At 34.8% G+C, this 22,648-nt stretch carries 24 protein-coding genes; 5 read left to right on the forward strand and 19 right to left on the reverse strand.

Going from position 1 to position 22,648, the window contains the following annotated elements; genetic code table 11:
* Positions 1-62: 62 nt before the first annotated feature.
* From Q2T76_RS03600 to Q2T76_RS03645, 10 genes are all read right to left on the reverse strand, one after another.
* Entirely contained in the window at positions 63-596 is a 534-nt protein-coding gene (locus Q2T76_RS03600; RefSeq protein WP_302084152.1) for a CinA family protein, read from the reverse strand.
* Between the two features lie 30 nt (positions 597-626).
* Positions 627-1,208 carry a CDP-diacylglycerol--glycerol-3-phosphate 3-phosphatidyltransferase gene (gene pgsA, locus Q2T76_RS03605; RefSeq protein WP_302084257.1) on the reverse strand — a complete coding sequence of 194 codons (582 nt, stop codon included), beginning with the start codon at positions 1,206-1,208 and terminating at the stop codon, positions 627-629.
* 50 nt (positions 1,209-1,258) lie between these two features.
* Entirely contained in the window at positions 1,259-2,137 is an 879-nt protein-coding gene (locus Q2T76_RS03610; RefSeq protein ID WP_302084153.1) for a RodZ family helix-turn-helix domain-containing protein, read from the reverse strand.
* A 58-nt stretch (positions 2,138-2,195) separates the two neighbouring features.
* Positions 2,196-2,924, reverse strand: a complete 729-nt coding sequence (locus Q2T76_RS03615; RefSeq protein WP_302084154.1) for an SDR family oxidoreductase — start codon at positions 2,922-2,924, stop codon at positions 2,196-2,198.
* Positions 2,917-4,167: a pitrilysin family protein gene (locus Q2T76_RS03620; protein WP_302084155.1), complete on the reverse strand. Its 1,251-nt coding sequence runs from the start codon at positions 4,165-4,167 to the stop codon at positions 2,917-2,919. Before Q2T76_RS03620 ends, Q2T76_RS03615 begins: the two co-directional genes overlap by 8 nt.
* Positions 4,168-4,170: 3 nt before the next feature.
* On the reverse strand, positions 4,171-5,445 hold the full coding sequence (locus Q2T76_RS03625; RefSeq protein WP_302084156.1) for a pitrilysin family protein: 1,275 nt from the start codon (positions 5,443-5,445) through the stop codon (positions 4,171-4,173).
* 6 nt (positions 5,446-5,451) lie between these two features.
* Positions 5,452-7,779, reverse strand: a complete 2,328-nt coding sequence (locus Q2T76_RS03630; protein WP_302084157.1) for a DNA translocase FtsK — start codon at positions 7,777-7,779, stop codon at positions 5,452-5,454.
* A 113-nt stretch (positions 7,780-7,892) separates the two neighbouring features.
* Positions 7,893-8,402 (reverse strand): tRNA (uridine(34)/cytosine(34)/5-carboxymethylaminomethyluridine(34)-2'-O)-methyltransferase TrmL, encoded by a 510-nt coding sequence (gene trmL / locus Q2T76_RS03635; RefSeq protein ID WP_302084158.1) that lies wholly within the window; start codon positions 8,400-8,402, stop codon positions 7,893-7,895.
* A 326-nt stretch (positions 8,403-8,728) separates the two neighbouring features.
* On the reverse strand, positions 8,729-9,586 hold the full coding sequence (locus tag Q2T76_RS03640) for a methyltransferase domain-containing protein (RefSeq protein ID WP_302084159.1): 858 nt from the start codon (positions 9,584-9,586) through the stop codon (positions 8,729-8,731).
* Positions 9,570-10,751: an AI-2E family transporter gene (locus Q2T76_RS03645; protein WP_302084160.1), complete on the reverse strand. Its 1,182-nt coding sequence runs from the start codon at positions 10,749-10,751 to the stop codon at positions 9,570-9,572. Before Q2T76_RS03645 ends, Q2T76_RS03640 begins: the two co-directional genes overlap by 17 nt.
* 85 nt (positions 10,752-10,836) lie before the next feature.
* Between Q2T76_RS03645 and Q2T76_RS03650 the strand changes: the two genes are divergently transcribed.
* From Q2T76_RS03650 to Q2T76_RS03665, 4 genes are all read left to right on the forward strand, one after another.
* On the forward strand, positions 10,837-11,862 hold the full coding sequence (locus tag Q2T76_RS03650; RefSeq protein ID WP_302084161.1) for a lactonase family protein: 1,026 nt from the start codon (positions 10,837-10,839) through the stop codon (positions 11,860-11,862).
* 25 nt (positions 11,863-11,887) lie between these two features.
* The gene (locus tag Q2T76_RS03655; protein WP_302084162.1) at positions 11,888-12,730 is read left to right on the forward strand and encodes an undecaprenyl-diphosphate phosphatase; all 843 of its coding nucleotides are present in this window, start codon (positions 11,888-11,890) and stop codon (positions 12,728-12,730) included.
* An 18-nt stretch (positions 12,731-12,748) separates the two neighbouring features.
* On the forward strand, positions 12,749-13,384 hold the full coding sequence (locus Q2T76_RS03660; RefSeq protein WP_302084163.1) for a copper homeostasis protein CutC: 636 nt from the start codon (positions 12,749-12,751) through the stop codon (positions 13,382-13,384).
* An 89-nt stretch (positions 13,385-13,473) separates the two neighbouring features.
* A complete protein-coding gene (locus tag Q2T76_RS03665; protein ID WP_302084164.1) occupies positions 13,474-14,268 on the forward strand; it encodes a Cof-type HAD-IIB family hydrolase in 795 nt (264 codons plus the stop codon).
* Positions 14,269-14,293: 25 nt separating this feature from the next.
* Here Q2T76_RS03665 and Q2T76_RS03670 read toward each other — a convergent pair whose 3' ends face one another.
* The 5 genes from Q2T76_RS03670 to Q2T76_RS03690 all read right to left on the reverse strand — a co-directional run bounded on the left by Q2T76_RS03670 (position 14,294) and on the right by Q2T76_RS03690 (position 18,756).
* On the reverse strand, positions 14,294-14,932 hold the full coding sequence (locus tag Q2T76_RS03670) for a hypothetical protein (protein WP_302084165.1): 639 nt from the start codon (positions 14,930-14,932) through the stop codon (positions 14,294-14,296).
* Between the two features lie 100 nt (positions 14,933-15,032).
* Complete coding sequence (gene mgtE / locus Q2T76_RS03675; protein WP_302084166.1) at positions 15,033-16,400, reverse strand: magnesium transporter; 1,368 nt, start codon at positions 16,398-16,400, stop codon at positions 15,033-15,035.
* A 4-nt stretch (positions 16,401-16,404) separates the two neighbouring features.
* The gene (locus Q2T76_RS03680; RefSeq protein ID WP_302084167.1) at positions 16,405-17,301 is read right to left on the reverse strand and encodes an RluA family pseudouridine synthase; all 897 of its coding nucleotides are present in this window, start codon (positions 17,299-17,301) and stop codon (positions 16,405-16,407) included.
* Complete coding sequence (locus Q2T76_RS03685; protein ID WP_302084168.1) at positions 17,301-18,104, reverse strand: NAD kinase; 804 nt, start codon at positions 18,102-18,104, stop codon at positions 17,301-17,303. The genes Q2T76_RS03680 and Q2T76_RS03685 overlap by 1 nt, the downstream gene beginning before the upstream one ends.
* The gene (locus Q2T76_RS03690; RefSeq protein ID WP_302084169.1) at positions 18,082-18,756 is read right to left on the reverse strand and encodes a GTP pyrophosphokinase family protein; all 675 of its coding nucleotides are present in this window, start codon (positions 18,754-18,756) and stop codon (positions 18,082-18,084) included. The genes Q2T76_RS03685 and Q2T76_RS03690 overlap by 23 nt, the downstream gene beginning before the upstream one ends.
* Positions 18,757-18,918: 162 nt before the next feature.
* On the opposite strand from Q2T76_RS03690, the gene Q2T76_RS03695 reads away from it, so the two are divergent.
* Positions 18,919-19,551: a DsbA family protein gene (locus tag Q2T76_RS03695; protein ID WP_302084170.1), complete on the forward strand. Its 633-nt coding sequence runs from the start codon at positions 18,919-18,921 to the stop codon at positions 19,549-19,551.
* Here Q2T76_RS03695 and Q2T76_RS03700 read toward each other — a convergent pair.
* From Q2T76_RS03700 to Q2T76_RS03715, 4 genes are all read right to left on the reverse strand, one after another.
* Positions 19,534-20,433, reverse strand: coding sequence for a competence protein CoiA (locus Q2T76_RS03700; RefSeq protein ID WP_302084171.1), 900 nt, complete (start codon positions 20,431-20,433; stop codon positions 19,534-19,536). The two genes, Q2T76_RS03695 and Q2T76_RS03700, sit on opposite strands and share 18 nt — an antisense overlap.
* A gap of 50 nt (positions 20,434-20,483) precedes the next feature.
* Entirely contained in the window at positions 20,484-21,176 is a 693-nt protein-coding gene (locus Q2T76_RS03705; protein ID WP_302084172.1) for an adaptor protein MecA, read from the reverse strand.
* A gap of 113 nt (positions 21,177-21,289) precedes the next feature.
* Positions 21,290-21,688 (reverse strand): transcriptional regulator SpxA, encoded by a 399-nt coding sequence (gene spxA, locus Q2T76_RS03710; protein WP_302084173.1) that lies wholly within the window; start codon positions 21,686-21,688, stop codon positions 21,290-21,292.
* Between the two features lie 219 nt (positions 21,689-21,907).
* Entirely contained in the window at positions 21,908-22,639 is a 732-nt protein-coding gene (locus tag Q2T76_RS03715; protein ID WP_302084174.1) for an MBL fold metallo-hydrolase, read from the reverse strand.
* Positions 22,640-22,648: the final 9 nt, after the last annotated feature.

Raw genomic sequence — 22,648 nt, forward strand, 5'->3', positions numbered from 1 at the left:
CTAACACATATTATTTTATCTTACATTTTAAAATATGCAAGAGAAAATACGAACAAATGTTCTTAATTTTGAAGTGCCTCTTTTTGAACCAATAACATAGCTGCTATAACGGCTTTTTTGCGGACTAACTCGCGGTCTCCACTTAATAAAAACTTATAAGATTGAGTATTGGTTGCTGTCGAAATACCTATAAATACTGTCCCTGCTGAATGATTTTCGAGTTTATCTGGTCCAGCAACTCCTGTTAAACCAACACCAATATCGTTCCCCATCTTCGTCCGACTTTTAGATGCCATTTGTTCAGCAACTTGTTTACTAACTACACCAAATTCTTCGACAACCTTTTCATCAATTCCAAGTAATTTTTCTTTAGCAGAATTAGCATAAGTAACAAAGCCACCTTCTAGTATTGCTGAAGCTCCAGAAACATCCGCAATAGCCGACAAGAATTTTCCGGCCGTTAACGATTCCGCAGCCGTGATTGTTTGTTTTGATTCAATGAGTTTATTCACGGTAAAAAAAATAACCTCCTTATAAATTTGATCGTCAATTGTTGGCACTGCTTCAATATTGTCTAAATTTATATTAAAAGTCATTTTTATCACCATATTTAATTACGCAAGTTGTCATTTTTTATCAATAAAAACAGAGCGATTTTGAATGAAGTAATCGACACCTGAATAAATTGTAAAGAACAATGCAATATACAAAATAATTGTAGCTAGTGGAAAACCAATTGTTTCAAAGAAAACATTGTTTAATAGCAACAAGATAATTGCTAACATTTGTGTGGTAGTTTTGATCTTTCCTGGCATTTGAGCGGCTAACACTTTTTGACCGTTCTCAACTAAAAGAGTTCTAAGTCCAGTAATTGCTAATTCACGAATTAAGATAATTGCTACAATCCAAGCTGGAGCTTTATCTAGAGCTACTAAGAATACAAAAGCTGTCATTACTAACATTTTGTCAGCTAATGGATCAGCAAATTTTCCAAAGTTTGTTACTAGATGATTCTTTCTAGCAATCTTACCATCAAGTAAATCAGTTAGTGAGGCAATAATAAAAACAAACGTTGCCCATACTTGTGTCATTGGAATCATTTGATTGAAGACAACTAATTCTCCTAAATCGGTATTGATTGCCAATAATAAAATAAAGACAGGAATTAAAATAATTCGAAAAATTGTTAATTTATTTGGTAAGTTCATTTCCATGATTTTATCCACCTTTGATATTAAAAAAACACCGATCGGTGTTCTTATTGAATATTGAAAATAAATGTCCGGACAGAACCGCCAGTTGTTAAATCACTGACTTTTGCCTCGGTATCATTAACTTTCATGCTGAGCACTTTAGAATTTCCTGAGTGAACTTGTATTTTCTTGGCTCCTTCAGGTATTTCAATATCTTGTTGTTGATCAGCAGGAATTGAGCCTGCCCAAGTACTTTTATCATCAATTGTTACTTCTACCCAAGAATTAGCCCCACTAGCCGACACAACTAATTTGTTGCCAGTTGCAGGTAGATTCTTGATTGTAAAGGTTCCCGGAGTATTTTCATCTTCAGCAAGTGAAAACTTAGCTTCGGTTTCCTTCTTCTCAGTATCTTTTTTAGGCGTAGTCTTTTTCTTAGCAGGTTTTTCCTTCACGACTTTGCTATCATCAGGAATTACTGTTTGATTATTGGCTTTGTTTTGATTAGCAATTGTAAAAATCGTTCCGACAATAATAACTACTAGAACAATTACAATCACTTGTGGTAAGTAATTCTTGATTGTTTCAATTGTTCGATCAGAATTTCTCGATTTTTGTTTTTGCTTACTTTCCTTATTTAACTCACGATTAACACTGTCTGAGACAGCACGATCATTATTATTAGGTTGCTCAGTTGGTTCAGGTTGAGTTTGAGGTTTCTCAATCACAGTATCCCCAAGCAAAGCACGACTATCCAATCCGACTGCTTGAGCATATTGTTTCATGAACGCACGAACATAAAACTCCCCAGGGAGTTGATCGAATTGTCCTTCTTCAATCGCAATTAAATATCTTTTTTGGATTTTAGTTGTTTGTTGGATGTCATCAATTGTTAAGCCTTTTTCTATTCTAGCTGCTCTTAATCTTTGACCTATTTCGTCCATTTTTCTCACCTGCTTAATTTGAACTTAGTATATCATATCATTTTTTTAACTCACAACATTAAACTAGCCAGCCACCATCAACATAAATTGTTTCTCCAGTTAGATACCTTGATTGCTTATTTAATAAGGTATCCACCCAAAAACTAATATCTTGAGGTTGAGCCATTTTGTTTAACGGTATTTCATCAGTTAATTCGTTTTTCTCATCATCTTTTAAGAAACTTGTCATTTTTGTTTGTACTGCTCCAGGAGCAATTACATTTACAGTAATGTCTAGACTAGCTACTTCCTTAGCATAAGCGTTGGCAAAGCTAGAAATAGCTCCTTTTAACGAGCTATACATTACTTCCATTGAGGACCCTACTTTACCATAAACTGACCCTAAAAACACGATTCTTCCAAAGCCAGATTGAGCAATTTTGTCCTGTAGTTTTTTCACCAATAACAGTGGCTTTTCATAGTTCACCATCATAAGCTCCTGCATTCTTTCATCAGACAACGTCGAAAAAAGTCCGTATTCGGTAATTCCTTGAGCAAAAATCAAAGCATTTAAAGAAAAAATACTGTCCGTAATTACCGCAATATCATCAGCAATTAAATCAGCTTTGATTTTGAAAAATTCTTGATCTGGATATTTCGCACTTAATTCTTGAGTCATCTTATCAATAACTTCTGCACCAGAATTATAATGTAGATACAATGACCACCCTGATTGAGCTAATTTTTGTGCCACACTTACACCAATGTCACCCGAAGCACCAATAATTAAGGCATATTTCTTATCCATTTTCTCTACCTATTAAATCAATATATGACATATTTTCAGACACTAAAACGTTTTGAGCAAGTTTAACTAATTCTTCTTTATCAATGCTTTGAATAATATTCAAGAGCTGGTTAATATCTATATCATAAAAATACAATTCTGCCTGCTGATTAGCAATGGCCTCAGGAGAATTTTGTGAAAAAATTAAACTCCCAATAATTTCTCGTTTGAATCTTTCCACTACTGTATCCAACGCCATTCGCATGAATTTCTCACTAGTGAATTGTTGGAACAGTTTTTCTCTTAATAGTTCGGGATTATTAGAATCTCCACCTACTAAGACAAAACAATATCCACGTTCAACAATAACATTGTAGCCAAAATTATCATTAACTATTCGTTGATTAATTAGTTCTTCATATAGTTTTGAACTCTCACCAATTAATATTTCAAAAATCATATTCAACATATATTGAATCTTAATCGGATTGTTCTCAAATAATTTGTCATCAATTCGAATGCCAAGTGTTGACTTGCTTTGATTAATATCCAGAACTTGGCTTTCTCCAGGAAGTACTGCTTGTTTCTCTGGAAGAGTAGCCTTTATCACTGGACCATCCGTTATCAATAAGTCGTTTTGATCAACATAGTTGAAAATTTCATCTGGATCAAGATTGCCAACTAAGACTAGATTCATATTCTTTTGATTATAAAATGTCTGGTAAGTCTCTAGTAGATTATCCTTGGTAATTTCATCGAGTGATTGATTAGTCCCAGCAATATCATAACTAATGGGATCATTAGGATAGAGTTTAGCTAAGATTTCTTGTTCAATTTTCCACTCCGGCATATCTAAATACATCGAAACTTCTTGCTTGATAATGCCACGTTCTTTTTCAACATTTTCCTCAGTAAAATAAGGATTTTGAATTAAATCTAACAAAGTTGCTAAATTTGCTTGAGTATTTTCAAGTGTTTGAAATAAGTAGGCTGTTTTGGTGTAGCTGGTATAAGCGTTAGCATTAGCTCCATAAAGTGCAAATTTTTCTGATGAATCATAGTCTTTCTTGGCGAATAACTTATGTTCAATAAAATGAGCAATTCCAGCTGGTAATTTTTCTTTCGTGTTGGGATTAGTTAAATCAACCGAGCCAAAATCAGTCATTGCAATCCCATAAACTTGATTATATTTAGGCATTGGAATGACTTGAACATTTAGACCATTTTTTGTTTTCTTCGAATAAATTTTTAAATGATTATCCATTAATTATTCTCCAATTAAAGTATAACTAGCAACTTGTCTCATGTGCTGAGCTACCGCTTGAATATCTTGTTTAGAAACCTGCTGAACTAATTCTAAATATTGATCATCATCAATCACATTTTGCGGTTTCAAATACTTCCAAACCGAGCGATTTAACTTAGATGTGATTCGATCATTAGCAAGTTTTCTTCTAGTTATTAGTACCTTTTTGATATGTTCAAATGTTTCATCACTAATTTGGTTATCTTGAAGTTTTTTAATTTGTTCATCCGTCAGAGTTTGAACTTGCTTAAGAGCTTCTTTTTGAGTCCCTACATGAATAGTAATAATGTTTGAGAACGCATTGTACTGACTGTTAATTGAATAAGCCAAGCTATATTTTTCACGTACCTCTTGGAAAAGCAACGACTGGTCGTCTCCTCCAAGAGCTAAGTTAAATAATTGATAAGCAATGTTGTTCTTAAAATTCAAACTATCAATTTCATAACCAAGTGCTAAGCGGCTTTGATTAACTTTTTGTTCTTCAACCAGTTGTTTGGGTTCTTGGAGATTAATGACTTGTCTTTGCCAGTCAATCTCTTCTCGATTTTCACAAGGCAATTGCACAAGGTCACTATTTTCTAAAATCTGCAAAATTTCATCTGCATTAACATTGCCAACCACAGTTATTTTGATGGCATCGTTTTTTAACATTTTTTGATAATGTTCATATATTTGTTTATTAGTAACTTGTTTGATTTCATCTAAGTCGCCAACCACTGGTGTAGCGAACTCAGGTTGATCATGAAAGAGTAACTTCCAAAGTTGTAAATAACTAGCTAACTCTTTGTTATCCTTCATTGAAATTAAGTTAGAGACTAGGCTATCTTTTTCAAGTTCAAAATTCTTTGGTAAGAATTCTGTGCCTTCATCATCAACTAAAGGAGTAAGAATTAATTTTTCAACTAGTTCAAAGGCATCTTTAAATAAAGACGCTCCCGCCACAATTTCTGAATTTCCGTTGATAATCTCCATTGAGAAATTCATGTTATTCAAATTACTCCATTGTCGATTTCGACAGTTCAAATCAGCCCCGTATAAATCCATGGTTTTTCTTGAAATATCAACCATACGTGGATAATCTTTACATGAATGTGACAAAATATTGGAAAGTAATTTTCTAGTTGTGGTTTCTTGAGGTCTGATCTTAGTGAAAAAATCAATTTCAAAGCGAGTGGTATTAAATTTATTATCTTCAATAATCTCTACTTGAATCCCGTTAGCCAGTTGTTTGATCATTAACTTCTATTCTCCGCTGTTTTCTGGATTTCTTAAAGCTTCCAGTTCTTCTTGTGTAATTAGCACCTTACGGCCTTTACTTCCTTCTGAAGGTCCGACTAGTCCTTTTTCTTCCATAAGGTCAACCATTCTTGCTGCTCGGTTGTAGCCAATTTGGAATCGTCTTTGTAGCATTGACACACTTGCTGATTGTTGATTGATAATCAAATCAAGTGCTTCGTACCAGTATTCATCCAGACTATCTTTATTTGAAGAAGAACTATCGTCACCATCAGCTGACTCTGGCTCATCACTTGGGATCATTGATTCATCATATTGAGCTTGTTGTTGGGCTTTAACAAAATCAACCACATTTTCAACATCTTGTTCAGCAATATAAGCACCTTGAATTCGAAGTGGTTTATTCTTGCCAAGTGGAAGATAAAGCATATCTCCGCGACCAAGTAATTTCTCAGCTCCGTTTGAGTCCAAAATGGTCCTTGAGTCGATTCCACTTGATACGGCAAAAGCAATTCGTGAAGGTACATTGGCTTTAATTAAACCAGTGATAACATCAACTGATGGACGTTGAGTAGCAATAATTAAGTGCATCCCTGCGGCACGAGCCATCTGTGCTAAACGAACAATTGCTGCTTCCACTTCACGTCCAGCAGTCATCATCAAGTCTGACAACTCATCGACAATCACGATTACATAAGGTAATCGTTCCATTGGATTATCCGGATCAGTTTGATTATATTCATCAACCGCTTGATTGTACTCGGTAATATTACGATTATTGGTTTCCGCAAATAACTTGTAACGACGTTCCATTTCATTAACTGCTTTTTGAAGTGCACCTGCGGCTCTTCTAGCATCAGTTACAACTGGAATTAACAAATGAGGGATTCCATTGTAAATATTTAATTCAACCATCTTCGGATCAATCAAAATCAATTTAACTTCATTTGGTTTTGCTTTCATCAAGACACCAGTAATAATGGTGTTGATAGCAACCGACTTACCACTACCGGTTGAACCCGCAATTAGTAAATGCGGCATCTTAGAAATATCAGAACTAATAATATTCCCGGTAACATCTTTACCAAGAGGTACTTCCATTGGATTACTTAGATCACTTTGATGTTCAGTAACATCTTTAAATCCAACCACTGCACTTTTTTGATTAGGAACTTCGATTCCGACGAAAGGTTTTCCCGGAATTGGCGCTTCAATACGAATATCTTTAGCAGCTAAAGCCAAAGCTAAATCATCCGCCAAGTTTAAGATACGTGAGACCTTAACCCCTACAGCTGGTTGAATTTCATACTTAGTAACGGTTGGTCCAAGTGTGGCTTTTTTAACATCAACATCAACCCCAAAACTCTTGAATGTAGCTTGAAGTTTGTCTTTATTGTCTTCGATTTTTTTGAATTCACTACTTTGATCAACTTTTTTAGCATCACTTAATAATGAAAGTGATGGTAATTGATAATCTGAATTGTCGACATTAGTTGCCGTGTTTTGAGCAAAGTCACCTACTGCTTCCTTATCAATAGGAGTAGGTTCAACCTTTTCAGGTTGGCTATCCTTAGGTTCATAAGAATCTATCTTGAAGTCTGAAGCTGGTTCGGGATCTTCTTTAGCGAAAATATTCACATCTTCAAACTTATCAGGTTCAAATTTTTCTTCAATTGGTTTTGCTTCAGGTTCTTCGGGTTTGTCGAAGAATAAATCTCCAGCTTTTGAACTCTTTTTCTTAACTGATTCAGCTGAATCTCTCATATTAAGGATTGATTTTTTAGTGAAATTAACTACTTGTTGGAAATTCACATTAAAAATCATCAAAATTCCGATTAGAGAAATCACTGTAATTACAAAGTAAGTTCCAATTGTTCCAAATAATGAATGAAGCCCGGTGTAACAAATTCCACCAAGGTATCCTCCACCTAACGGATTGGTAGTTACACCATTTTTCAAATCTTCCATGGCTGCATTCAAAGTTACTTTGACAATATTGTTATGAATATTCATGGAATTAAACCAGAGTGAATGAAGCAAGACTAAAAATGATAGATAGACTAGTGTCCCACCACTAACTCTTTTCCATGATAATTTTGGTAATTTACCAAACGCAAATAGTAAGGCACCAACTAATACTAAGATTAGTGCCAAAATATAAAAACTATCACCTACAAGAAGACGATAGCTGTTGGTCAAAAACTTCCCCACAGTTCCAAATTTAAATAAGGCTAAAATCGAAATTAGCACTAAAAATACTCCAAAAATATTTACCGAAATATTGGAGTTTTTCTTTTTGGTTTTTCTAGTTTTTGTCGTTCTTTTCTTAGGCATTAATACTTCCTTCTCTACACACTTACTCAATATAAATTATACATTTTTATCAAAAAAACAAATGGTTAAACAGATTTCTTAAGAAAAACAAAAAAAACACGGATATCCGTGTTTTAGTGCAATTTATCAGTGTCATATAAATGAGTTAATTCTAAGCCAGGAAAACTCTGTTGACGCATTACTTCATAAATAATGATTGCTGCTGAGTTTGATAGATTCAAGGCCCTTACTTTATCAGTCATAGGCATACGAATACACTTGTCGGCGTGTTCACGCATGAACTTCTCAGGTAATCCTGTCGTCTCTTTTCCAAACAAGAAATAGTGATCAACATTGGTGTCTTGATAATTCACGTCAGTATAAACAGTATCAGAAAACTTCGAAACTAAATATAGATACTCTTGATTAGGAATTGTTTCCATGAAGTCATCGAGACTATCATGAATGATTACTTCCACATTTTCCCAATAATCCAATCCAGCTCGTTTCATATGCTTGTCGTCAAGTGAAAAACCTAAGGGACGAATCAAGTGCAAGACTGTATCAGTTGCTGCACATGTTCTAGCAATGTTCCCAGTGTTTGCTGGCATTAATGGTTCAAAAAGTACGATATGGTTTGTCAAAGTAGTTCTCCTCAATACTGTTAATTTTGATTACTTGTAGGATGATTGACATCTTTTGAAACGAGTTACTCATCCCAGCAACCTGTGCTTAACTTATTCAGTGATTAATTTCTAAATCAAAATTATTCACTGAATTTCGTTAATCTTCGATTGCTTACGGGATGATTCACTCTCTACATAAAAAAAACGCACATTCTCGGTTTTTATACGGCAAGAATATACGTTAATATCTACCAATCATAAACTTTTAACAAAAAAGCTTCTGATAAAAATCTATGATTAAGGTTTAAAGCAATAATAATCATTGTTTCACAACAATTCAATACTTATTTCCGTATTTTCAGCATTTGTAAATCAATTGTAATATTATCTATTGATGATTTTATAAATTCTTGCTTAATTTCTTCGTCTAAACTCCAAGTTAAGGGAGTCATTCCGAACATATTGGCTTTTAACTCGGGAGTATTCAATGCGAAATTATAGTTAATGTCGACAACTTCAATTTGTGAGAAATGCTCCTGCAGATTCTTTATTACGTCAGTATTTTCATAAGTTGAATTAATATGTGGATTCTTCTCAGCCACAAATTCACGAATTTCATGAAGATATTGACTATTAGGAATAATCTTTAGGATTTGACCATCGGTTTTCAATACTCGTTTGAATTCTTGATAGCTGGCTGGCGACAACAAATTAATAATTGTATCTACACTTTGATCCTTAAGCGGTAAGTTAGCCAAGTTCCCAACTACAAATAACAAATTACCCTCGGCAAGCCCTCGCGTAGAAGCTTGAATTCCTTGATTGGACAAATCAAATCCTACGGCAGCAACTTTTTTGTTGTTAGCTAAATCAATTAAAGCCGACCCTTCACCACTACCAGCATCAATGACAAATTCGTCATCTTGAATATTCTCTGCAATTTTTGAAAACACTGGCTTAAATAAGCCCGCCGCCATCATCTCGGTCCGACTAGTGAACAGCGCTTGATCATATTCGGTCTTAACGAATTTATTTACCAACTGCAAAGAACCTTTTTTAGAAATATCAAAGGTATGATGATTCTCACATTGGACACTTTTTTCTGCGGGCAAAATAAAGATGTCCGAACTACAAAGTGGACATCTGAATTTATCGCTATATTTATTTAAAAATTCGATTGCTAAATCAGTCTTCTTTTTCAACAATTTCTTCTGTACTTTCTTCATATAGATTCGAATGGCGATTCAACCAATCAAAGACCTTCATAAAGATAATCTTCAATACAGCATAGGCTGGAATTCCTAGTAGAACTCCTAGAACTCCGAACAAGCTACCTGCACCCAATAAAACAATAATAGTTGTCACTGGATGCATTGACATTTTGTTTCCTAGAACTAATGGTGACACCAAACGTGTTTCTAGAGTTTGTTCAATGATGAAGACAATAATGACTTTCAAGAACATCCCCGGCGTAAACAAGGCAATGATTAATGAAGGAATCAAAGCTAATGGTGTTCCAATGTAAGGAATTAAGTTAAGAAGCGCAGCCATAATTGCCAATGGTAAACCATACTTTTGACCGATGATGAGGTAACCAATGAAGAACATTACCCCGACCCAGAAAGCCACAGTAATTTGGCCTCTAATGTAGGCACTTAATGATTGAGAAATTTCTGAAGTTATCTCACGACTTCCTTCACGATATTTCGTAGGAACGAACTTAAAGAAGTTGTCGAAGAATCTTTCGTGGTCTTTTAACATAAAGAACAAGATGAATGGAGCTGTTAAAAGAACCATTCCAATGTTAGTAATTATCCCTACGGCTGAAGTTAAATTATCCAAAGTTGTTGGAATCAAACTGCTGGCTGTTTGTTGAAGTTTTCCACCCCAATAATTATTAACCTGTTCCAGTTGCTCTTGAAGTGTCGATCCAGCAAAATTTTTGCTAGCATAACGGTTCATGAAACTGCTGAATGATTCCCAGTAGTTGGGCCAATTCTTAATCAGCGAAGCAATTTGTCCTTGTAGTAACGGAATAAATGAAACAATTCCCCAAACTAACAGTGAAAAAATAATTACAAAAACAACTGAAATTGAAATCACACGATGAATATGGAATTTTCTCTCGCAGAGATCAATCAACGGCTGTAGCAAGTAAAACATCACCATCGAAACCAAGATTGTTGGCATAATAATTCCAAAAACTTGACCAATTGGTGAAAATACATAGCGAACTTTGGTAAATATGAATATAATTAGTAAGACTAAAAAAATATTAAGTAAACCAACCGTGAATTTATTGTTGACAATCCAACGGTAAAACCACGACTGTTTAAAAGTATTTTTTATGTTTTTATCATTTTCCATTTGATTATCCTCAAAGACTTTTCTTATATAACAAAATAACATATTTTGCGAATAATTAATAATCACACACAAAGGAGAACTAATTTTGAAAGAACAAATTTATCTTAGTGGTTACACTAATAAAGGAAAAGGAATCTACTCGGCTAGTTTAGATACCGAAACCAAAACCGTTTCAACTCCTCAAGTTTTTGTTGAAATTGATCGCCCTACTTATATTGATGTAGCTAACAATAATCATCTTTATGCAATTCAAGAAAAAGGTGACTGGGGTGGAATTGCAGCTTTTGACCTTAATGGCTCAAAACCAGAATATTTGAATTCTGCCTTGAAGTTAGGTTCGGCTCCTTCATATGTTCAATATGACCCAACTCGTAACATGGTCTATTCATGTCAATTTCATGGAAGCAAAGTTTATGTAGATAAGGTTCAAGAAGATGGTACTCTTAAGAGTCTTTATACAATTAATTTAACCGGTTCAGGTCCCAAACCTGAACAAGATTCATCAAAACCTCACTTTAGTGGTTTGACTCCCGACAACAAATTAATTATTTGTGACTATGGTGCTGATACCGTATCAATCTACGACCTTTCAGACACCCAAGTCCCAACTTTATTATCGCAATATCACGCTAAAGCAGGAAGTGCGACTCGTCATTTAGTTTTCCATCCAACTAAGAACATCGCCTATGTAATTTGTGAATTATCCAGTGAAATTCTAGTTATGGATTACGATGAAACAACTCATGAGTTATCATTACGTCAAACTATTTCTACCCTTCCCGACGACTTCTCTGCTGATGATAATACTGCAGCTGCTATCAGAATCAGTAATGACGGTAAATTCTTGTACGCCTCAAATCGTGGTAGCGATACACTTGCCATCTATCAAATTGCTGAATCAGGCGAAGAATTAACTAATATTGCTTATCAGCCAGTTGCTGGTAAAGGTCCACGTGATTTTGACTTGGATCCATCCAACAATTTCTTACTTGTTGCCAATCAAAACACCGATAACTTAAGTCTCTTTGAACGTAATACAGACACAGGTTTATTAAGTTTAATTAAAGACGATATTGCCATACCCGAGTGTGTTTGTGTAAAGTTTATCTAATTCAAAAATTATGAGGTGAAGTATCTTGTTCTTAGAAATTATCAAAGTTATCATTCTCGGAATCATTGAAGGTGTGACCGAGTTCTTACCAATCAGTTCCACTGGACATTTGTATTTAGCTAATGAATTCATCAAATTAAATGAATCGACAGCCTTCATCAATATGTTCATGGTGGTTATCCAGTTTGGTGCAATTATGGCGGTTATCTTCCTATACTTCCATAAATTAAACCCCTTCTCTCCAAAAAAAGATTCTGTTGAGAAGAAACAAACTTGGACTCTTTGGTTTAAAGTTTTAATTGCCTGTATCCCATCAATCATTATTGGTTTTCCATTGAATGATTTCATGGATGCTCATTTCAACACTTGGCAAGTCATTTCAGCTACTCTGTTGATTTACGGTATTTTGTTCATCGTAATTGAAAACTATAATAAGAATAAAAAAGCTAAGTTAACTGACTTGAACTCTCTTCCATATATGACAGCTTTTGCTATTGGATTGTTTCAAATCCTAGCCTTAGTTCCAGGAACTTCACGTTCAGGTGCGACAATTCTAGGAGCTATTTTAATCGGTGCTTCAAGATTTGTTGCTACTGAATTCTCATTTTTCTTATCAATTCCAACCATGGTTGGAGCTAGTTTGTTAAAAGTTTATAAGTTTATCGATCACGGCAACTCATTTACGGGAGCCCAAACTTTCGTATTACTCTTAGGTACCGTTGTTTCCTTTATCGTTGCCTACATCTCCATTAAGTTCTTACTTAATTACATTAAGAAAAACGACTTCAAAGCCTTTGGCTGGTACCGAATCATTCTAGCCATTATCGTAATTGCTTACTTCGGTGGCAAAGCAGCCTTTGGCTTTTAAGATTAAGGAGTGTTATTGATGGTTTTAAAAGAAGTAGCAGTAGAAAATTATACTGACATCCCTCAAGCAATTTTGAAAGGTGCCAATCGAATTGAATTAAATGATAACTTAACCGTCGGTGGAACAACCGTCAGTTACGGAATCATGGCAGAGGCCAGCAAATACACACAAGAGCACGATATTCCTCTTACCGTAATGATTCGTCCTCGTGGTGGTGACTTCGTCTATAACGACACTGAGTTAAAGATTATGGAAGCCGATATTTTTAAGGCTCAAGAATTAGGTGTTGATGCCGTTACCTTCGGCTGTCTTACCAAGGACAATCAATTAGATGAAGAAGCAATGGAAATGTTGATTGGTGCTAGTGCAGGTATGGATATCGTCATGCACATGGCCTTTGACGAAATCAGTTTTGATAACCAGTTATCCGTCATTGATTGGCTTATCGAACACGATGTGAAGCGAATCCTCACTCATGGTGACTCACTAGACAAACCATTGAATGTCCAACATCTAAAAGAGTTGGTTGAATACACTAAAGACAAAGATATCGACATTCTTCCCGGTGGTGGCATCACTGCCGATAACGTTGACGATTTCGTTAAAGAATTAGATGTACCATTTATGCACGGAACAAAGATAGTTAAATATTAAAAAAACATACCAATTGGTATGCTTTTTTATTTTCAGCTTCTTATGATAGTATGGGCTTATTAACAACAACTATACCCGAGGAGATTTACATGATTAAACTAATCGCTTCTGATATTGATGGAACTTTTTTAAGAACTGATCGGACCTATGATGAAGAACTTTTTGCCAAGGTCTATAAGAAAATACAAGAACGTAATATTCAATTTGTGATTGCTAGCGGTAACCAATATAACCTATTACGTTCTCTTTTCCCTGGTTACTCAGATATTATCTACGTTGCCGAAAATGGTGCCAATATTCGTGACGAAAATACCACCTATGAAGTAAACTTCTTCAGCCAGACTGCTGTTGAAAAAATCTTCAAGGCTCTAGATAAATTCCCTACAAATGAATTACGTTATCTGGTTTGTGGAGATAAGGTTGCCCACGTCTTAAGTACGACTGATTCAGCTTTTATTAAAGAGTCTGAAAAATACTATAAGAACATTTCCGTTATCGATTCTTATGACCAAATTGACGATAACATTCTTAAGTTCTCAGTGAACTGCGACAAAGATAAGACTGAAGAAATCATGGCACCTTTACGAAAAGAACTTGATGGAATTGCCGAGGTTACTTCAAGTGGTCACGGCGATTTTGACATTATTCAAACCAATCTGCATAAAGCCGCAGCCCTAGAAATTCTCGGTGAAAAACTGGGAATTGAATTGAAAGATATGGTTGCCTTCGGTGATGGCGGTAATGATATCGAAATGCTACGTGAGGTCGGTTTAGGTGTAGCGATGGGTAATGCCTATCCCGATGTAGTTGCTGTCAGCGATGATCGTACCGGAACTAATGACGAAGATGGTGTACTTACTTACATTGATAAATTATTAAAATAAAAAAGACGAGGATTCTCGTCTTTTTTTAATCCAATTGTTCTACATCTTCAGGATCACCATACTTTTGCATGATTTTCTTTATGCTCTTTTGTGCGTACTCTTTGGCCTGTTTCTCAGTTAGTCCCGCCGCCTTAAGCAATTCAATTCTAGCGTAACCTAAATCAGTAGACACCTCTAAATATACATCTTGATTTTCTTTTAGTTTAGTTGCCGTTTCTGAAATGTTTTGATCGCTAAAATTTTTCAAAACATCAATCCAGTCATTTTGATACTGGCGAATTTTCTTGTAATTATCCACATAATTCTTTTTAGCTTTAGTATCTAGTGGAAGTTTATTTAATTTTTCTAAATATTTCTCATCGTTTTTATTGGTCTCTACTTGTGTATTAGTCAACATCTTCGTTGCCATTTCTTTAACTGCAGTAACTGTTTCAGCGTCCATTCCTTCTTGAACATTGTAGCCAATGTTGCCAATAAAATTATCATAATAAGTAAGTGAAATATCTAATTGTCCCATATCTTCTTTGAGTTCTTTTAAATCTTTATCTGATAGCTTTTTCGTGCTTTCTTCCGACTTATTGCTCTTAGTCTTTGAGTTACTTTGACTTGTGCAACCAGTCGCAACCAGCATTAAACTAAGCAAAACTAATATTAATTTTTTCAATCTTCCATCCCCACATCTTTCTCCCAAGAATAAGTAATATATTTAAAACTTTATTATCTCATAGTGAACAATCAAAAAGTCATCTCATTTGAGATGACTTTTATTTCATGAAGAAACCGATAAAGAAATTAGCAATATTAAAGTAAATCAAGACACTAGTCAAATCACTAAGTGTTGAAATGAAAGGTCCACTAGCAACTGCAGGATCAAAACCAAACTTATCCATAATAATTGGAATCAATGTACCGGCTAAGTTAGCAACTGTAATTGCTGCCATCATTGCCAAGCCGATTACAAACCCTAGGATAAAACTATGTTGCCAAAAACCAACAACTACAAAAATTGTTCCTCCAGTTATTAAACCGGTTAATAGACCTGTTAGAGTTTCTCTTAGAATAATTGAACGTAATTTGTGTTCGTCATCGTTTACTAACGCTAAGCGACGAACCGCCACCGCCAAACTTTGAGTTCCAGCATTACCTGCTGTACCAGTGATTAGCGTTATGAAAACTGCTAAAATACTTGCTTCACTTAATAAGTTCTCAAAGTGCCCGATTAAAGTAGCCGTAATCATTCCTAAGAACAACAAGGTAATTAACCAAGGGAGACGTTTGCTAGCTGATTTGAAGGGATTATCAGTAATCGATTCTTCAACGTCAACACCGGCAAGTCCAGAGTAATCAGATTGTGCTTCATCATCAATGATTTCAATAACATCATCAACAGTGATAATTCCGACCATGTGATGAGCATGATCAACTACCGGAACGGTTAAGAAGTCGTAATCACGGAAAACTTGCGCAACTTCTGTTTGATCTGCATCAACATCAACCGAAATAATATGTGTGTTCATAACGTTGCCTAGTTTGGCATTGTTATTATTAATCACCAATTCACGAAGTGACAAAACTCCCATTAAGTCGTCATTTTCATCGACCACGAATAATGAGTTAATCGTTTCAGCGTCTTCGGCCTCTTCTTTTAAATACTTCATCGCCTGTCCAATAGTCTGACTCACATCAAAACTAACGTAATCGGTGGTCATCAAACCACCGGCTGTTTCGGTATCATAATGAAGCAATCCCCGAAGATTATTGGCTTCACTTCTTGGCATTTTGGATAAATACTTATCAACTTCAGTTTTGTCCAAATGCTCCAAAACATCGGCCGCGTTATCATCATACATGTTATCTAACATGTCAGCAGCATATTGAACGTCCATTTCCTGCAAGAACTCAGGAAATTCAGGAAGATCATCTTCGATAGTATCAAACATATCCGCTGTAACATCTGGCTCAATCAATTCGTAAATACGCAGACGGTCAGGCTTATCCAACTGCAAAAAGAACTGTGATTGGTCATAAAAATGCATATCCAAAAAGTTCTTTCGGAATTTCTTTATGTCATCACTGTCTAATAGTTTTTTTAGGTCTGCGTATTTGGAATCTAAGTTTGTTTTTTGTGCCATAATCTTATGTCCTTAACTTTTGCATTAAATTCTCCATGTCCCTCGGAATTGATGCTTTAACATCAATAATTTCTTTATTAATTGGATGAACAAATTTCAATCGTTCACAGTGTAACGCCTGTCGTTCAATTAAATCGGTTGGGTTCTCATTATATAAGCTATCTCCGAAAAGTGGATGCCCGATTGCCTTGAAGTGCACCCGAATTTGATGAGTTCGACCACTCAAGAGTGTCACTTGACAGATTGCCCCATTGTCGAAATTTTCTAGAACTTGATATTTTGTTTGGGAAGCTTTTCCATGTTTATAATCAATGACTCTTTTCATGTAGAAGTCATCCGATACACCTATTGGTAAGTCTATCATTCCGGCATTCTTATCAAACTTATTTATCGCTATAGCGATATAAGACTTTAAAAAATCTTCGTTATGGAGCGTTCCACCAATCTGCGAATGTGCATATGAATTCTTGGCAAAGATCATTAAACCAGACGTGTCTTTGTCTAACCTAGTTACGGTATGAATCGCATCAGATTGGTTTTGTTTTTGTAAATAATCTTTCACATAATTAGCCATTGTAGCGGTTGCTTTACCACGAGCTGGCAGGCTAGCTAGCCCAGCTGGTTTGTTAACAATAATATAGAACTCGTCTTCATAGACGATATCAATTTTCCCAGCGATTGGAACAATCTTCTCCGAGCTAACCTCACTAGGCATAACTACCACTAATGTTGCTCCCGCAGGCATATCATAACTTAAATAGCGTTGCTTCTTATTGACAAAGATTCGTCCACCGCGATTTTTCAGCTTACTAATCTGACTATTAGAGAAGTCATGATTAGCTAAGAATGAGCGAATGTTCTTTTTATCAGTCTCTTTAATTATCCATTTGAAAATCATCATTAAATAAAGTCATTCGTTCCTAAAAAGGCATGTTCTACTCTACCCCAGAAATGACGATCACGAAGCTGTGCAAATTGAATACTTTCATTCGATAATTGGAATTTGACCGATTTTAATGAACAATCAATTTTCGAATTGGTATCGTAATTAACCATATAGTCGTCTTCTGGAGCTAAAAGAATCTCTATTGCTTGTGAACTTGGAGCGATAATCGGGGCTGAAATTGAACGATAGACACGATTGTTAATCGGCGCTATTTCGTTCATTTGCATCACATGAGACTTAGGATGAATCACCGCGCCACCAATTGACTTCGCATAGGCAGTTGAACCACTAGGTGTTGAAAAACACAGTCCGTCGCCTCGAAATTTCTCAAAAAACTCATTATCCAAAATTACATCAGCACGCATTGTTTTAGAGGTTCGCTTAATGATAGCTTCATTTAAAGCCTTAATTTTCTCAACTGAATCATCGGCATAGGTAACTTCAACATCTAAAATTGGATAAGTAATACTTTGTTTAGTGTCATGAATAAGGGCTTCAATTAATTCATCAACTTCAAAATCACGCCAATCAGCATAAAAGCCTAAATGTCCGGTATGAACCCCTAAGAATCTAGTTGTCGCCAACTGGTCACTGTATTCATGAAAAGTTTTCAAAAAAGTTCCATCACCACCCACACTGATAGCGAGGTCGGGATTTTTTTGATCTATTTCAATACCAGCATTTAATAAGCTCTGTTTGATCTTTTCAGCTGTCTTAATAGAAACTTCTTTTGTATTACTGTTTATCCATACTTTCATTTTTATTGTCCTGACCAGTTTTTTTGTTTTTATCTTTTTTTCTAACTGTAAAGTATTGTTGAGCTTCTTGAATCTCGCCGCGAATCTTCGACATTTCTTCATCTAACATGAAGGAAGCTTCAGCCGCTCTTTTTAGTCGATCGCTGATTTCTTCGGGAAAATCACCTTGATACTTGTAGTTAAGTGAATGTTCAATTGTCGACCAGAAGTTCATTGCCAAAGTTCTAATTTGAATCTCAGCCAGAATATTCTTTTGACCAGTGGTTAATTGGATTGGATATTCAATTACCACGTGATATGAACGATAGCCACTCGACTTACTATTAGTAACATAATCACGTTCCTCAACAACTCGTAAATCTTCACGTTGATGAAGTAAGTCAGCAACTTCATAAATATCTTCCACGAATTGAGTTTGAATTCGAAGACCAGCAATATCTTGCATGTCTTTTTCTAACACATCATCAGCAATATAGCGACGTTGCATTTTTTCTTTTATGCTATCAACGGTTTTAACACGTCCAGTAACGTATTCGATTGGTGAGTGTTCACCACGTTCTAAGAACTCTTTTCGTGCACTTCTTAATTTAATTTTCAATTCATCAACAGCTTGTTGATATGGCATTAAAAATACATCCCAGTTATCACTCATCAAATCACCCCTCGCTTGCATAAATACATCAATAAGACTATAACATATTTGCCGAGTAGATTAACTATTTGTAGGGCTCAGTAAGCAAAAAAGTTGACCTTCGCTCAGATTTTGATAAAGTACACTTTGAAAGTTTTATTTAATTAAAGAGGAGATTTCACCGTGTGGGAAGTATTTCTATTTGTTAATCCATTGGGGTCTTATTGTCTTAACACTGAACAGACAATATTAAAATTCGTTGATGAACATGATATCCGTGCACATTTTCATTTTGTAGCAATTAACAATTTGAAAAATGTCGATGACTTTATGATGCGCTCGAATATGGATTTATCTGATATTGAATTACGCAATAAAGTCACGCTTGACTGCTATGATGCAGCTTTAACTTACAAAGCTGCTACTTGCCAAGGCCAAAGAAAAGCTCGTCAATTATTAATGAAAATTCAACACGCCATAAACAAACTAGGCGCTGAATATAATGAAAATTTAGTAGAAAAAATTGCTCAAAAGCTTCACATTGATTATCAAGAACTATTAATTGATAAACAAAACGAATTAATCAATACCAGCTTCGAATCAGATCAATTAATGGCTAGGGAAATGAATGTTCAAGAAACGCCATCAACCGTTATCTTTAATTATAATGATGAAGAAAAAAATGGTGTTTTGATTGATAACTGCAAGCGTCATGAATTAGAAGCAATTCTCACGAATCTTTATCAAGAAAGTCATCTCGAAACACCAACCACTGAACCAGAAAATGTTATCGACTTTTCAACATATCGTAACTAATAATCTAGAAATTATTCTTTCAACCTCAGAGTAGAGAAATTCTCTTATCTGAGGTTTTATTTTTATCAAAGCCGGAATTGTGATTAATCCTTCCAGACACTTCTGGTTTTGATAAAGAAATAAAGTCTTCACTAAGTCATATTTCAATACTGGCGGCAACTTAATTGACTGATTTTTCTGCTTTAGATAATTGAATTGCTTTTGGTAACAAAACCTCTTGAAGTTTTCATCTGGATTCTTTTCAATAATAATTTCTCGAGTTGATTCCGTTGGAGAAAATTTTCGCAATTCAGCTAAGTTCATAAAATATGCTCGTCGATAACTTTGATTATTAGTCCATCCATAAAAATAAATATCATAAATTAAAATGTAGTGTCTCCTTCTAACATCAAAAAAGAGCACATACCAATGCCAGTCATGATGATAATTGAGAAACTTTAATTGTCGATTGCTTAATTTCTTTTGATAATAATTAAGACTTAGTAACCAAAAATTTTGATACCCATTTTCTTGGTATCCTAAAATTCGCTCTTCCAGATTCCTATTTGAAATTGGTGAATTCTGGAATTCAACTGCAATCTTTCGTGAACGATTAGCTGCCAGCAAATCAATTCTTTGATCAAATTGAGTGATTTTCTCAAGTTCAACATTATAATTAATTTTTTCAAATTCTTGTTTTAATATCGTTTTAGCCCGTTGATGTAATTGCGTTTCATTATTGCTAATTTTAATTACTTTTGCGTGCTTGAAGTATTTATGATTATTCTTAGTAATAATCAGTTTCACTTGTTGATGGCAATCAACGCAAAAATATTCTCTAGTCTGATTGTTCTCTAATTTCGCATAAACTAATTGTCCTGTGGAATCTCTTGCAGCAAACAAATTCTCACCCTAGTTAAATTACGCAAAAAAATAGACTACCATTTGGTAGTCTATTTAAAATAATGTCTCGCTATTTGTAAGGCATTCTTATCCATAATCTTCTTACCGTATTCAGAAAGAATAGCGGCAGTAACATCAGTTTTGTGAGAGAACTCGTTGACAATTGCAATGAATTCTTTAAGGTGCAAGAAAACTAGTTCATTCGTATATACTTGTAAGTCCAAGTAATACTCATCATTATAGAGCCACAATGTTGAACTCATTTCTTCAACTTTAAGCATATTAGCTAATTCAATAAAGTCTTCGAAATTATCAAACCGAACTACTTTGGTATATGGCTTGGTTAAATGACTTCCAGTGGGTTCTTCTTCGACAGTTTCAGCCTTACTATCTTGTAGGTCTACTCCTAAATTCTCTTTGAAGAATTTCTCCCAATTTTTGGATTCAAAATTATCTTCACTTGATGGATCAATATCTTTTCCCATTTGATTAATTGCTTTATTTCCCTTACTAATTAATAATACTAGTCCATTGGCTTTGGTTTGAGGCATTACTTGGAAAGTAACGGCTTCATCTTTACCAAATGAACTGTCAATATCAACTTCATCCAAAATACTATAAAAGAAGTTCTCGATTTGTTTCCGATTGCCAAGTAAATCCAACATAGAAACGCCGCGATCTTCTAGATCTTCTGGAGCTAATATCACTTTGATTGTATCTTCGTTTATTCGATGAGTTTCCATTTGAATCACCTCTCAATGCAATACCCATTCTTACTTGTCTATTCTATCAATCTTCTTGTAGTTGTAAAGTTTTCTGCATAAAAAAAGATGTGAATAATCACATCTCTTTCTTTCTAAAAACCAGCCAATAATTGAGCTTTGTGTAATTCCATGGTTCTTACACTTCTTGGCAAGAATCTTCTGATTTCATCTTCATTGAAACCAACTTGGAGACGTTTGTCATCCATCATAATTGGTCTTCTCAAGATACCAGGATTTTCTTCGATAATATTTAGTAATTGGTCGATTGTTAAATCGTCAACGTTTATATTTAGTTTTTGGAATACCTTGGAACGAGTTGAAATAATTTCTTCTGTTCCATCTTCAGTCATTTGAAGAATTTGTTTTAATTCATCTTTATTCAAAGGCTCTGTAAAGATGTTTCTTTCTTTGTACTCAATGTCATGATCTTTCAACCATGCTTTTGCCTTACGACATGAAGTACAACTTGGTGATACATACAATGTAACCATAAAAATTCTCCTTTTCATAATGGAGTTGGAATTTCTTCCACGTTTATATTATATTATTTTTAATCTTGAAAGTCCATAGAATCTCCGAAAAAAAGATGCGAAAATTTGTTCTATTCACAAAATTTTGTGATTAAAAACCTCTTATAAAACGGTCAAATCAAGCTTTTTTCACAATCTAATTTAAAATTCTTGTTTATTGATTAAATAAACAAATTATTATTAGATATCTAACTGCAATTCGTCTTTTGCCAAGTAAATTTGCCCATCATTTTTAACACTTTTTGCCTCTTTCAAAATCTGTTCATGACTAATTTCTTGCGGCAAATGACTCATTATTAATGAGTCAACTTGTGCATCTTTTGCCAATTTTGCTGATTCGGTACTAGTCATGTGCCATTTAGTTCCTGTCTTATCACTGGCAAAGTTACTATCGGTTATTAAGACATCTGAATTTTTGGCAAAATCAACCAATTCAGGAAAATAATCGGTATCAGCCGTATATGTCAAAATCTTATCAACAGTTTTAATCTTCATAGCATACGTTGGCACTGGATGAACTGTGCGTAAGAATTCAATTGTGAAAGGTCCAAGTTCTAGTGGTTGTAAATCAGAGTAGCTGCGTCCTTGAGTTACATTATCCAAGGTCAACGATCCATAATTGAGTGGATCTTGCGTGTGACCATAAATTGGCAAAATTGGAACTTTCTTTTGGCCACTATTTAATTGCCAATAATATTGCAAAACTCCCAAATCTGCTATATGGTCATGATGGTAATGAGAAATAATCACCGCATCCAAATCCATCGGGTCAAGCACTCGACTGAGATTATTTACCGCATTACTTCCACAATCAATTAACAAGTTGAAGCCTGCTTCTTGTAGTAAATAACTAGTGGTTCCGTGTCCTTGATAAGGATAGCCACCATAATATCCTAAAACTGTTAATTTCAAAAAATCACC

It is taken from the genome of Lactobacillus sp. YT155 (assembly GCF_030504545.1).
Taxonomy (GTDB): Bacteria; Bacillota; Bacilli; order Lactobacillales; family Lactobacillaceae; genus BQUT01.